The organism is Zoogloea sp., from assembly GCF_028689785.1.
GTDB lineage: Bacteria > Pseudomonadota > Gammaproteobacteria > Burkholderiales > Rhodocyclaceae > Zoogloea.
Genome location: NZ_JAQVCN010000003.1, coordinates 49,837 through 61,692, shown reverse-complemented (window position 1 = coordinate 61,692; position 11,856 = coordinate 49,837). Strand labels below are relative to the sequence as shown.

At 67.8% G+C, this 11,856-nt stretch carries 10 protein-coding genes; 4 read left to right on the top strand and 6 right to left on the bottom strand.

Annotated elements, in window-relative coordinates; translation table 11 throughout:
- Positions 1–13 precede the first annotated feature (13 nt).
- The 6 genes from PHI64_RS02470 to PHI64_RS02445 form a co-directional block, all read right to left on the bottom strand.
- Positions 14–772 (bottom strand): glycosyltransferase family 2 protein, encoded by a 759-nt coding sequence (locus PHI64_RS02470; protein ID WP_299878431.1) that lies wholly within the window; start codon positions 770–772, stop codon positions 14–16.
- Positions 772–1,584, bottom strand: coding sequence for a 1-acyl-sn-glycerol-3-phosphate acyltransferase (locus PHI64_RS02465; RefSeq protein WP_299878042.1), 813 nt, complete (start codon positions 1,582–1,584; stop codon positions 772–774). The genes PHI64_RS02470 and PHI64_RS02465 overlap by 1 nt, the downstream gene beginning before the upstream one ends.
- Positions 1,571–2,410 (bottom strand): MipA/OmpV family protein, encoded by an 840-nt coding sequence (locus PHI64_RS02460; protein WP_299878039.1) that lies wholly within the window; start codon positions 2,408–2,410, stop codon positions 1,571–1,573. Before PHI64_RS02460 ends, PHI64_RS02465 begins: the two co-directional genes overlap by 14 nt.
- Positions 2,411–2,417: 7 nt before the next feature.
- Entirely contained in the window at positions 2,418–3,428 is a 1,011-nt protein-coding gene (locus PHI64_RS02455; RefSeq protein ID WP_299878036.1) for a hypothetical protein, read from the bottom strand.
- A 5-nt stretch (positions 3,429–3,433) separates the two neighbouring features.
- Positions 3,434–4,747, bottom strand: a complete 1,314-nt coding sequence (locus PHI64_RS02450) for an NAD(P)/FAD-dependent oxidoreductase (protein WP_299878033.1) — start codon at positions 4,745–4,747, stop codon at positions 3,434–3,436.
- A 77-nt stretch (positions 4,748–4,824) separates the two neighbouring features.
- Positions 4,825–5,562 (bottom strand): phosphatase PAP2 family protein, encoded by a 738-nt coding sequence (locus PHI64_RS02445; protein WP_299878030.1) that lies wholly within the window; start codon positions 5,560–5,562, stop codon positions 4,825–4,827.
- Between the two features lie 271 nt (positions 5,563–5,833).
- Between PHI64_RS02445 and PHI64_RS02440 the strand changes: the two genes are divergently transcribed.
- The 4 genes from PHI64_RS02440 to PHI64_RS02425 all read left to right on the top strand — a co-directional run bounded on the left by PHI64_RS02440 (position 5,834) and on the right by PHI64_RS02425 (position 11,799).
- A complete protein-coding gene (locus PHI64_RS02440; protein WP_299878027.1) occupies positions 5,834–9,421 on the top strand; it encodes an indolepyruvate ferredoxin oxidoreductase family protein in 3,588 nt (1,195 codons plus the stop codon).
- 178 nt (positions 9,422–9,599) lie between these two features.
- Positions 9,600–10,097, top strand: coding sequence for a DUF2059 domain-containing protein (locus PHI64_RS02435; protein ID WP_299878024.1), 498 nt, complete (start codon positions 9,600–9,602; stop codon positions 10,095–10,097).
- 133 nt (positions 10,098–10,230) lie between these two features.
- On the top strand, positions 10,231–11,007 hold the full coding sequence (locus PHI64_RS02430) for a trans-aconitate 2-methyltransferase (protein ID WP_299878428.1): 777 nt from the start codon (positions 10,231–10,233) through the stop codon (positions 11,005–11,007).
- An 84-nt stretch (positions 11,008–11,091) separates the two neighbouring features.
- On the top strand, positions 11,092–11,799 hold the full coding sequence (locus PHI64_RS02425) for a hypothetical protein (protein WP_299878022.1): 708 nt from the start codon (positions 11,092–11,094) through the stop codon (positions 11,797–11,799).
- The last annotated feature ends 57 nt before the right edge of the window (positions 11,800–11,856 follow it).

The following is an 11,856-nucleotide window of genomic DNA, read 5'->3' as shown; positions in this document are numbered from 1 at the left end:
CCCGACGGGCCGCTCACCGGCCACTCAGGCGGCGTACGGCCAGGCGCGGCAAGCGCAGCAGAAAGCCGATGAACAGCCGGGTGTGCATCCAGGTGAGCAAGCGGTTGTCACGAAAATAGCGGAAGTGGGACACCCCGCCCTCGTCGCTGCGGAAGTAGCGCACCGGAGCGGGCAGATTGATCGGGCGCACTCCGGCCCAGGCGAGGCGCACCACCGCCTCGGGGTCGAAGTCGAAGCGCCGCATCCAACGCTGACGGGCCATGATCCGCTCCAGCGGCGCTACGGGGTAGACCCGGAAGCCGAACAGGGAGTCACCGATGCCCATCCACAAGGTTTCCAGGTTAGCCCACCAGTTGGAGATCTCCCGCCCCTTTACCCGCAATTGAGGCGCCGCGGCATCGAACACCGGTTTGCCCAGCACCATGCACCCCGGATTGCGGGCTGAGACCTGCATGAACTCGGGAATGCAGTGCGCCGGATGCTGGCCGTCGGAATCCATCGTCAGCACGTGGGTGAAGCCCGCGGCCGCAGCGGCCCGCAGCCCCTCCAGCACCGCCGCCCCCTTGCCCCGGTTCTCGGGCAGTTCAATGATGCGCAGGCCGGGGTCGGCCGCGGCCATGGCGTGCAGGCGGGCCGCGCTGCCGTCAGTGCTGCCGTCGATCACCACCCACACCGGATTCCAGCAGGCACGGGCCTCCCGGACGGTGACGTCGACCTTCGGGCCGGGGTTGTAGCTGGGGATCATGACCAGGTGGGACGAGGAGGCTTGCATCACGATGCCGTGCTTTCTTCGGGAGTGCGGGCTGTGCCTGCGCTGGCCGCCGGAGGCTGGCTCAGGCTGCTGCGGTAGTAGTCGCCCAGTTCGGCGGTAAAGGCCAGCACCCGCGTCGGCGGGTCGAAACGCCGCCCCAGCCGGATGCCGAAACGCAGGGGCAGCTCAGGCTTGCGGAACAGGGGCCAGGCTTTGCCCAGATAGGGAGAGCTGAAGTCGATGAACAGGGTCTGAACAGGAGTCTGCGCATGCCGGGCAATGAGGCTTGCCGCGCTGGTACAGCCGTCAAAGGGGAAGTTCGAAGTGCGCGACCCCTCAGGAAAGATCACCAGGTGCGCACCGGCGTGCAGCTCCCGGGTTGCCCGGCGGACCATCCGCACCGGCTTGTCATTGTGGATGTAGCGGGCCAGCCGGGCCGCGGCTCCCAGGAGGATGTTGTCCATCAGCGCAGCCTTCATGATGCACACCGCATTGGGCAGGCGCGAGGCGATCAGCACCACGTCCAGCAGTGACGGGTGATTGGCCACCACCACTAGGGAAGGCCCCTGGCGCAGGGCGTCCAGTGCCTTCAGATCGAAGCGGCAGGCACAGAACACGGTCAGGAAATGCAGGTACAGGCGAAAGCCGATCATGATGGCCAGCCGCCCGACAAAGCTGCCCAGGCGGCGCGGCAGCACGCTGCAGAGCAGCGCAAACGGCAGCCACACCAGGCAGATCAGCGCCAGCGCCCCCAGCCCCAGCACCATCGCCACATACTCGTAGGCGGTCCACAGCAGCTTGCCACAGCGGGCCAGCGGACTAGTCATCGACATTCACCCGCTCGCTCGACTCACCGAAGATCCACGCCACCGCCACACCCGCGGCCAGGTAGTGGTCACGGGCCACCAGCGGGCTGTCGTCGAAGGCCGCGTGCTGCAGCATATCGTAGCGGACAAAGGCTCCGACCCAATGGCGCGGATAGCGCCGCGACAGGGAAGCCAGCACCTGGGTGCCGCTGTAGCCGCCGCTGGCCGTGTAGGCCGGGCGATCCGGCCGGGCCTCGGTGGGGCTCACCTGGTAGTAGTAGGCGTGCTGGCGGCGGGTTGCAAAAATGGGGCCGCTGCGCAGGCCGAGGCGCCAGCCGGCCAGGCCGGGGGGATCGACCAGATCCAGGTTGAAGGCCGGCGAAAACACCCAGCCGGCATGGTGGGGGCTACTGCTCAGGGTGAAGGCGCTGCGCACCGGGAGGATCAGTTTGAGCTGGCTGGCCCGGTCCGGGCTGCGCCACAGGGTGAGGTCGAGCTGCGGGCCGATCTCGACGGTGGCGTCCAGCTCGGCCATCCCGGCTCGGGCGGTACTGCTGTCTTTGCTCACCGGCGGCGAGGCGCCGAGACTGACCCCCAGATCCACGCGGTCGGAATCGAAGAGCACCCCGCGCACGCCTTGACGATCAGCGCGCAGGTAACGCCCGTGGTAGATGAAATAAGGTACCGGCAAGACCAGCTCGCGGGACTCCGCCGCACCGCGCCAGGCCGGCAGATGCATTACCCCCAGGCCGGCACCGGCCTCCCACAGGGGCTTGTCGGCGGCGGCCGCGGCGCCACTGACCAGCTGTGCCGCACACCCCAGCACGACGCAGGCAGATGAAAACAATCTCATGAAAAACTCAACTCAGTAGGTGGCAGGCCTGGGCCTCGACTTCGACCAGCAGATCGGCACGGCACACATCGGCCTGGAGATAGACGAGCTGCGCCGCGGCCCCCAGGGCCCGGGTCAGCTCGGCCTGCACCGGGGCCAGGTGCTCGGGGTGGCGCACATACACCCGTGCGCCGAGCTCGGACAGGTGATAGGCCGGGCCGGCACTGCAGCGGCTGGCCTCGGCCAGAAGGGCGTCCAGGTTGGTCACGATCTCCCGGGTCTGGGCCACCGGATCGCCGGGATGCACACTCTGGTGACCGACGATGCTGGCCGTCCCCGACACGAACAGCCACTCGGAGTCGGCGTGCCGCCCGAGTGCAGCCCGGGAGAAGGTCGGGCTGCACGGGCCGTAGTCCGCCGGATAGCGGAAGGCGCTGAGCTGACGCGGATTCTCGATGGAGCGGGTAGGTGCGCGCCCGGCCAGGAAAGCCACGCTCAACGGCCCGCCCTGCACCCCCAGCGCGCTGGCCGCGGGGATGCTGTCCATCACCAGGCGCCCCGCCGCTTCGAAGGCCAGGTGGCGCCCGATGTTGAACTGCCGGTAGCGTTCCAGGCCGTCGGTCTCCTCGTTGATGCGAGGCAGGTAGTTCCAGATGCGCCACAGATGGGGGTAGCCCTCGTCGGCGAGGAGCCTGAACACCGATTCATAGGCATGCTGGCCGGCCCGCTGCAGCCCCGGGCCGCTGCTGCAGTCCAGGGCGGCGACGTCCTCCACGACCTCAATGACGCCGAACATCAGCTCGCCGTCGTGCCGGTAGCGCACGCCGTGAAGGGCCCCGGCCTCGGCCGGCCTGGCACCAAACCAGGCCTCGACGGGCTCACCGAGCAGACAGGGGGCATGCAATTGCTGGCACGGCAGGCCCTGGGGCACGCAGGTGGGCTCGACCAGCCCTATCCAGGACAGGCCGAGCAGGGCCGGATCGGGCTGCCCGCCGGCAAGCACGGCACCGGAAAGAAAGCGGTGCAGATCATGCTGCATGCCCGTCACTGGCCGGCCCCCAGGCCGGCTTCATCCACGGGCCGGATGTTGATCCGGCGGTTGCGCCAGCCCCGGAGGGATTGGCGCAGATTGCCCAGGAAAGACAGGTAGTAGATGACCTTGAAGATGCGCAGCGGCCACCAGATCGGGGTGCTGCCGTAGATATCGCCGGCGAGCACCGAGAGCAGCGCCTCCTGGACCCGGAAGATGTTGCGCGGCCCCATGAACATATCGCGCATGGTGGGGTTGGTGATGCGGTAGATGAACCAGGAAAACACCTCGGGCCCATGTCGCACGACCCGGTCGAACTCCGCCAGCGCAGCACCTGCCTCGGCCGGGCGGGACAGACAGGTGTCGATCGCCTTGGCCCCGGCGAAGCCGCTGTTCATGGCCAGCATCACCCCGGACGAGAACACCGGATCAATGAAGGCGAAGGCATCGCCCAGCATCAGGTAGTTGGAACCGTGGTTACGCTCCGACACGTAGGAGAAGTTGCCGGTGGCCTCGGCGTCGGTGACCATCTGCGCATCCTTCAAGCGCTCGGCCAGGGCCGGGCAGCTGGCGATGGTGTCAAGCAGGAACTGGGTCAGGCTCCGCCCGGCCCGGGTCTTCATGTAGTAGGGCCACACGGTGGCACCCACGCTGGTCAGCCCGTCGGAAAGGGGGATGAACCAGAACCAGCCGTGGTCGAACCAGAAAATGGTGATGTTGCCTTCCGCCTGGCCCTGGTGACGGCGAGCGCCAGCAAAGTGGGCATACATGGCCGAACTGTTATGGCGCGGATTTCGGTGCTTGATCTGGAAACGGTTGGCCAGGAAGGTGTCGCGACCCGACGCGTCGACTACGAAGCGCGCCTGCCAGCGCTGCTCTCGCCCGTCATCATGGGTAGCCCGGACCACCGCGCCCTGCGTGTCCGACTGAAAATCCACCGCCCCCACCTTGCAGCCTTCGATAACCTCGACGCCCTCGCGGGCCGCATTGCGGATCAGGACATGATCGAAGTCGGCGCGCTTGACCTGATAGGCCATGGGCAGCGACTTGTTGAGGGCGTCGGCAAAGCGGAATTCCTGGCCGTGCTCATGCCACGGGGAGACGAACTCCGCCCCCCACTTTTCCATGCCGATGGCCCTGACCTCTTCAGCCACACCCAGGGTCTCAAGCAACGGCATGTTGGCCGGCAGCAGGGATTCACCGATATGGAAGCGGGGGTGATGGGCCTTCTCGAGCAGCACCACCTTGTAGCCCTGGCGGGCCAGCAGCGGCGCAACCGTGCTGCCCGCCGGACCACCTCCAATCACCAGCACATCGCACGTGCCCATTGCAGTCTGCGGGTCTTCCCCGCGTGCAGGCTCCACCATTTCGTTTCCTCGCATCCAGCGCCAGGACGGCGGCGCGGTTATACCGTAATCCTTCCCCTCCCGCCACCGTGGCTGCCGCGCCACAGGCCGGGTGAAAGGGCCGCCGCAACCGCGGCAAGAACACTGCCGGCAAGCACATCCAGCAGGACATGCTGCTTCGTTGCCAGCGTCGAAAACACGATCAGGCCGCTCCACAGCCAGTTGCCCCAGTGCCAGGCCAGGCCGCAGCGCAGCTCACGCAGCTCACGCCCCAGCCAGACCGCTGAATACAGGGCTGCCGCCACGTGCAGGGACGGGCAAGCATTGCCCCCGGGGTCGATCCCCTTGAGCAGCGAATAGCCCGGGTAGAGCCCCCAGTCCACGTCGGCTGGCGGTACAGCTGTGGGCCAGAAAACGTAACAGAGCAGCCCCACCCCGCACAGGCACCCCATGTGCAGGCCCAGGCTGAACAGACGCTTGAAGCCCGGGGCCAATGCCGCGGGGAGGGACACGTAGATCCACAGGGAGGCATATACCGCCAGCGCCCAGGGCTGAAAGCCCACCTGTCGATCCACCCAGGTCAGAGGCATCTCGAACACCGGTCTCAGCGGGTGATGGAGCAACTCCAGGTAAGCCTGGAAGAACACATACATGAAGAGACTGGTGCCGAGGCCCTTGAACCACCACCAATGCCGCAGGCGTGCGCCGATCCGGGCCAGGAGCCGTGGCGTATCGTCGGCCGTTTCCGGCACGGCACGGGACGCCGGCTCATCGACCGGCAGCGGGTGTGGTTCCAAGGATCGCGCTCCAGGCAGAGTCGGCAGATTGTAGATCGCAGCGTGAATCGACAATTTTCAGCGCCCTATATTACGCGATCACGGAGACCGACAAGAGCACCTGACATCCGACATACCCCGAACGCACCGGAACCGGCAGGCCATCAGGGTATCCAAGTATTGAGCTGCCACCCCCCGGCGGCCAGACTCGCCTTGCAACACCTCCGCGGCGGCACCCACAAGGCGCCTCCCGCGAGCGGATCAAAAACACGATTTTTGCGAGGAAACCATCATGGCCGAGCAGGACCCCGTCCGCGCCCTAAGCGCCCCCATATCGGGTAGCACGCTACTCGACGACAAGTACGCCACGCCCTCAGGGCGCGTCTATCTCACCGGCTATCAGGCCCTGGTGCGCCTGCTGCTGATTCAGCGCGAGCGCGACCGGGCCGCCGGGCTCGACACCGCCGGCTTTGTCTCCGGCTACCGGGGCTCGCCCCTGGGCGGGCTCGACCAGACCCTGTGGAAGGCCAAGGCCCACCTGGCCAACCACGACATCGTCTTCCAGCCCGGCATCAACGAAGACATGGCGGCCACTGCCGTGTGGGGCAGCCAGCAGGTGTCCCTGTCACCCAATGCCCGCGTCCAGGGCGTGTTCGGCATGTGGTACGGCAAGGGGCCGGGGGTGGACCGCTGCGGTGACGTCTTCCGCCACGCCAACGCCGCCGGCAGCGCGCAATACGGCGGGGTGCTGGTGATCGCCGGTGACGACCACGCCGCCAAATCCTCCACCTTGCCCCACCAGACCGACCACTTCTTCAAGTCGATGATGATGCCGGTGCTGGCCCCGGCCGGGGTGCAGGACTATCTCGACTTCGGCGTGCATGGCTGGGCCCTGTCGCGCTATTCCGGCTGCTGGGTGGCCTTCAAGGCCCTGGCCGATACAGTGGAGACCTCGGCCTCGGTGGACGTGGACCCGCTGCGGGTCACCACGAAGATCCCCGACGACTTCGCCCTGCCTCCCGATGGCCTCAACATCCGCTGGCCCGACCCGCCCCTGGTGCAGGAGAAGCGCCTGCTCCACGCCAAGCTCTACGCTGCCCTGGCCTACTGCCGGGCCAACGGCCTAAACCGCATCGTCATCGACTCGCCCCAGCCCCGCCTGGGCATCATCACCAGCGGCAAGAGCTATCTGGACGTGCGCCAGGCCTTCGACGACCTGGGCATCGACGCGCAGCTCGCCGCCGAGATCGGCATCCGCCTGTACAAGGTGGGCATGGTGTGGCCCCTGGAGGCCGAGGGCGTGCGCCACTTCGCCGAGGGTCTGGACGAGATCCTGGTGATCGAGGAGAAACGCCAGCTGATCGAATACCAGCTCAAGGAAGAACTCTACAACTGGCGCGAGGACGTGCGCCCCCGCGTTGTCGGCAAGTTTGACGAGAAGGGCGAGTGGTCGCTGCTCACCACTCTCGGCCCCGACGGCCGCACCACCGTAGACCACGGCGAATGGCTGCTCCCCGCCGCTGGTGAGCTGACCCCGGCCATGATCGCCCGGGTCATCGCCGCGCGCATCGGGCGCTTCTTCACCTCGGAACGCATTGAGGCCCGCCTGGCCTTCCTGCAGGCCAAGGAGGCCACCCTCGGCCGCCGCGTCTTCGCCATCGACCGGGTGCCCACCTTCTGCCCCGGCTGCCCCCACAACACCTCCACGGTGGTGCCCGAAGGCAGCCGCGCCATGGCCGGCATCGGCTGCCACTACATGGCCACCTTCATGCCCGACCGCAAGACCGGCACCTTCACCCACATGGGCGGCGAGGGCGTGCCCTGGGTCGGCCAGGCGCCCTTCCTGAACGAAGCGCACATCTTTGCCAACCTGGGCGACGGCACCTACTTCCACTCCGGCCTGCTGGCCATCCGCCAGGCGGTGGCGGCCTTCAACCGGCCCGGCGGCAGCGGGCCGCAGGGCAGTGGCATCACCTACAAGATCCTCTACAACGATGCCGTGGCCATGACCGGCGGCCAGCCGGTGGACGGCGATCTGAGCGTGCCCAAGCTGCTGCGCCAGCTGCAGGGAGAAGGGGTGAACACCATCGTGCTGGTCACCGACGGCACCGACCGCCCCTGGCACGTGGCCGACATCCCCCACGGCATCCCGATCCGCCACCGGGACGAACTGGAGGTGATCCAGCGCGAGCTGCGCAGCACCGCCGGCGTGTCGGCCCTGGTCTTCGACCAGACCTGTGCCGCCGAGAAGCGCCGCCGACGCAAACGCGGCACCTACCCCGACCCGCAGACCCGTGTCTTCATCAACGAGGCGGTATGCGAAGGCTGTGGCGACTGCGGCCGGGAATCCAACTGCATGGCCATCCTGCCGGTGGAGACCGAGTTCGGGCGCAAGCGCCAGATCGACCAGTCGGCCTGCAACAAGGATTTCTCGTGCATGAACGGCTTCTGCCCGAGCTTCGTCACCGTTGCTGGCGGCAGGGTGCGCAAGGGGCGTGGCCTGCAGGGCGACGACAGCCGTTTTGCCCCCCTGCCCGCCCCCCGGCTGCCCTCCACCCGCGAGCCCTGGGGCATCCTGGTCACCGGCGTGGGCGGCACCGGGGTGGTCACCATCGGCGCCCTGATCGGCATGGCCGCCCACCTGGACGGCAAGGGCGTCACCGTGCTCGACATGACCGGCCTGGCCCAGAAGGGCGGCTCGGTGTTCAGTCACGTACGCATCGCCGACCGGCCCGAAGACCTGCACGCCGTGCGCATCGCCGCGGGTGAGGCCAACGCCGTGATCGGTGGCGACGTGGTGGTCACCGCCAGCGTGGACGCCCTGGCCAAGATGTCCACCGGCCGCACCCGGGGCGTGGTCAACTGCGCCGAAACCCCCACCTCGGAATTCACCCGCAACCCCGACTGGCAGTTCCCTCTCGACAAGATGCAGGCCGCCATCGTCGAGGCGGTGGGCAAGGAGGGCTGCGACTTTCTCGACGCCCAGCACCTGGCCACCCGCCTGCTCGGCGACGCCATCGCCACCAACCTCTTTTTGCTCGGCTACGCCTGGCAGAAGGGCTGGGTGCCCATCAGCGAGACCAGCCTGCACAAGGCCATCGAACTCAATGGCGCAGCGGTGGACATGAACCGGCAGGCCTTGCTGTGGGGCCGCCGGGCGGCGGTGGACCTGCACGCGGTGGAGCGGGAAGTCACCCCGGCCCCGGTGATCCCCATCCGCCCCGAAACCCTGGACGAGCGCATTGCCCGCCGGGCCGCCATCCTCACCGACTATCAGGACGCCGCCTACGCCCGGCGCTACACCGGGCTGCTGGCCCGCGTACGTGCTGCCGAGGCTCCGCTGGGCAGCACGCAACTGAGCGAGGCGGTGGCCCGCAACTACTTCAAGCTGCTGGCCTACAAGGATGAATACGAAGTCGCCCGCCTGTATACCGACCCGGCCTTCCAGGACGCCCTGGCGCGCCAGTTCGAGGGCGACTTCCAGCTTCACTTCCACCTTGCCCCCACCTTCCTGGCCCGCCCCGACCCGGCTTCCGGACGCATCCGCAAACTCGTCTTCGGCCCGTGGATGCTCAGCGCCTTCAAATGGCTGGCCCGCCTGCGCCGCCTGCGCGGCACACCCTTAGACGTGTTCGGCTACCACCCGGAACGCCGCGCCGAGCGAGCCTTGATTCTGGAGTACGAGCAGGACATCACCCTGCTGCTGGCCACCCTGGATACCGGCCGCCTGCCCCTGGCGACAGAGATCGCCAGCCTGCCCGAAGGCATCCGCGGCTATGGCCATGTGAAGGCGGCGGCGATCCGCCAGGTGGCAGGGCAACGCCAGACCCTGCTCGGTCGTTGGTCGGACAAAGCCGCCAAGGCCAGCCAGGCCGCCTGAACGGCACGGGATGCCGCTTCCGGTGCACGGCGCCGGGGCGGCATCCGTCCATTTCGTCACGCTCGAAACGCAATCTCACCTGCCCACGCCCCGCCAGCCCGGTGGCGGGCTTTGCAGCGCCCCGAAATGGCTTCATCATCCGGGCACATCCTTGCCATCCCGGTCACGAAAGCCTTCCATGAAACACCTGTCCCTGCTGGTCACAACCCTGCTCATCGGCAGCTCCGCCTTTGCCGCCCCGCCCAGCAATGAATCCATCTCCCAGCTTCTGGTCGCCACCCGCATGGAGCGCTCGGTCAGCGTTGCCCAACAAAGCCTGGACCAGGCCGTGCGCAACTCCATCGCCCAGGGCCTGCAGGGCAAGACCCTCACCCCCCAGGGCCGGAAGGTGATCGACACCTTCACCGCAGAGGCCGGCACCATCATCCGCAAGGAGATCAACTGGGCCGATCTCAAGAGTGCCTACATCAAGCTCTACGCCGAAACCTTCACCCAGGAGGAAGTGGATGGCCTGCTGGCCTTCTACCGCAGCCCCGCCGGCGTGGCCCTGCTGGAGAAGATGCCGATCGTGACCCAGAAGTCCGCTGCCATCACCCAGCAACGCATCGGTCCTCTGGTGGAAAAGCTCAAGGCCTCCATGGCCAAAACCGTCCAGGACGCCAAGACGGCCAAGTAAGCCCACGCCTCCCGGCACAACGGATGCACCAACGGCAACTGACGGCCCGTGGGTCGAATTCACTCGACCCCACGGGAAACGCCACGGAGCCCGAGGTGGCAGACGACTTCAAACTGAGGAAAGCAGGATGAAACTGCCCCCCGCCCTCAAAGCCCTGCTGGCCCAGCTCGTCGGCACGGCCGCGGCGCTGGCCGTGGCCCGCAGCGGCGTGCTGCCGGGCGGGCTGTGGCCGGTGGCCGTAGTCCAGGCGGTGGCTGCCGCGGGCGCAGCCACCGCCCTCGGCAGCGCCCCCTGGTGGCGCTGGATCCACCTGGGTTTCGCGCCCCTGGTCCTGGCCGCCCTGCAGCTGCACATCGCCCCGGGTTGGTATCTGGCGGCCTTCATCGGCTTCGCCCTGGTCTTCTGGAGCAGCTTCCGCACCCAGGTGCCCCTGTTTCTGTCCAACCCCAGCACCGCCGCCGCCGTCGCCGAGTTGCTCCCCCGGCAACGTCCCGCCCGCCTCCTCGACCTGGGCAGCGGCACGGGCTCCCTGCTCCGCCCCCTGGCCCGGATGCGCCCGGACTGCCGCCTCGAAGGCATCGAATCGGCCCCTGCGCCCTACGCCCTGTCGGTCCTGCTGTCACGCCGGCAACCCACCATCGCCCTGGCCCGGGGCAATTTCTTCGAGATCCCGTGGACCGACTACGACCTCGTCTACGCCTTCCTCTCGCCCGTCCCCATGGCTGAGGTGTGGCGCAAGGCCAGCGCCGAACTGCGCCCGGGCGCCCTGCTGGTCAGCAACAGCTTTCCCGTGGACGGCATCGAACCGGAACAGGTCATCGAGGTGGGCGACCGCCGCCGCACCCGCCTCTACTGCTACCGCCCCGCCGGGCCGGCCTATCAGCAGAAATCCGGAATTACAGGCAGATAGCCCCTCAATTCCGCCCCTCCTGCGGCCGTTAATGCCCGAATAATGGCGCCATCGCGCCTGGCGTTCAGCGAGAGGATTCCCACCATGTCCCGGATCATCTGCATCATCGGCAACAAGGGCGGCACCGGCAAAACCACCCTGTCCCACATGCTCTGCCAGGGCCTCGGCCTGCTCGGCCAGCGCTCCGCCTGCGTCCTCACCGACACCTCCCGGGAGCCCCTAAGCCCGGACGGCCGCCGCTATGTCACCGCCGACGCCCGCACCCCCGAAGCCCTGCACAAGGTGGTCGGCAAACTGCGCACCATGAACGGCTGGATCGGCGTCATCGACGGCGGCGGCAACCGTGCCGACGTGGACCGCATGCTGGGTGGCCTCGCCGACATCGTTATCCTGCCCTTCCGTGACTCTCACGAAGACCTGCGCACCGTGCTGGCCGACCTCGAAGCCTTCCCCCACGCCTACGCCCTGCCCTCCCAGTGGCCCACCAACGCCTGGGCCCGGGACGCCGCCGACCGCAGCGTGGCCCAGATGCTCGGCGCCCACCGCAACCGCCTGCTCCACCCGGTGGCGAGCCTGTCGGCATCCAAACTACTGCTCCAGAAAAGCATCCCGGATGGCCTGCCCTCCAATGTGGGCAACGCCTGCCGGGCGCTGGCGAGGCAGGTGATGGAGGTCGTGGAGATTGGGGATGGCGCCCCCCACGACCCCCAGACCGACGAGCAGGCAGAGCGCGCCACCACCCCGCCCCCCTCCGTGTTGCCCGAAGGCTACGCCAGCACGGCCCACCACTGAGAAACCTCAGCCCCCTTTACTTGACCTAGGCGGTTTACCCACCCCGGTGGGTCGGGC

Excerpts from the sequence above, each read along its gene's own strand:
- PHI64_RS02425 (WP_299878022.1), top strand. The coding sequence starts at position 11,092 with ATGTCCCGGATCATCTGCATCATCGGCAACAAGGGCGGCACCGGCAAA.
- PHI64_RS02435 (WP_299878024.1), top strand. The coding sequence starts at position 9,600 with ATGAAACACCTGTCCCTGCTGGTCACAACCCTGCTCATCGGCAGCTCC.
- PHI64_RS02455 (WP_299878036.1), bottom strand. The coding sequence starts at position 3,428 with ATGCAGCATGATCTGCACCGCTTTCTTTCCGGTGCCGTGCTTGCCGGC.
- PHI64_RS02440 (WP_299878027.1), top strand. The coding sequence starts at position 5,834 with ATGGCCGAGCAGGACCCCGTCCGCGCCCTAAGCGCCCCCATATCGGGT.
- PHI64_RS02460 (WP_299878039.1), bottom strand. The coding sequence starts at position 2,410 with ATGAGATTGTTTTCATCTGCCTGCGTCGTGCTGGGGTGTGCGGCACAG.
- PHI64_RS02450 (WP_299878033.1), bottom strand. The coding sequence starts at position 4,747 with ATGGGCACGTGCGATGTGCTGGTGATTGGAGGTGGTCCGGCGGGCAGC.
- PHI64_RS02465 (WP_299878042.1), bottom strand. The coding sequence starts at position 1,584 with ATGTCGATGACTAGTCCGCTGGCCCGCTGTGGCAAGCTGCTGTGGACC.
- PHI64_RS02470 (WP_299878431.1), bottom strand. The coding sequence starts at position 772 with ATGCAAGCCTCCTCGTCCCACCTGGTCATGATCCCCAGCTACAACCCC.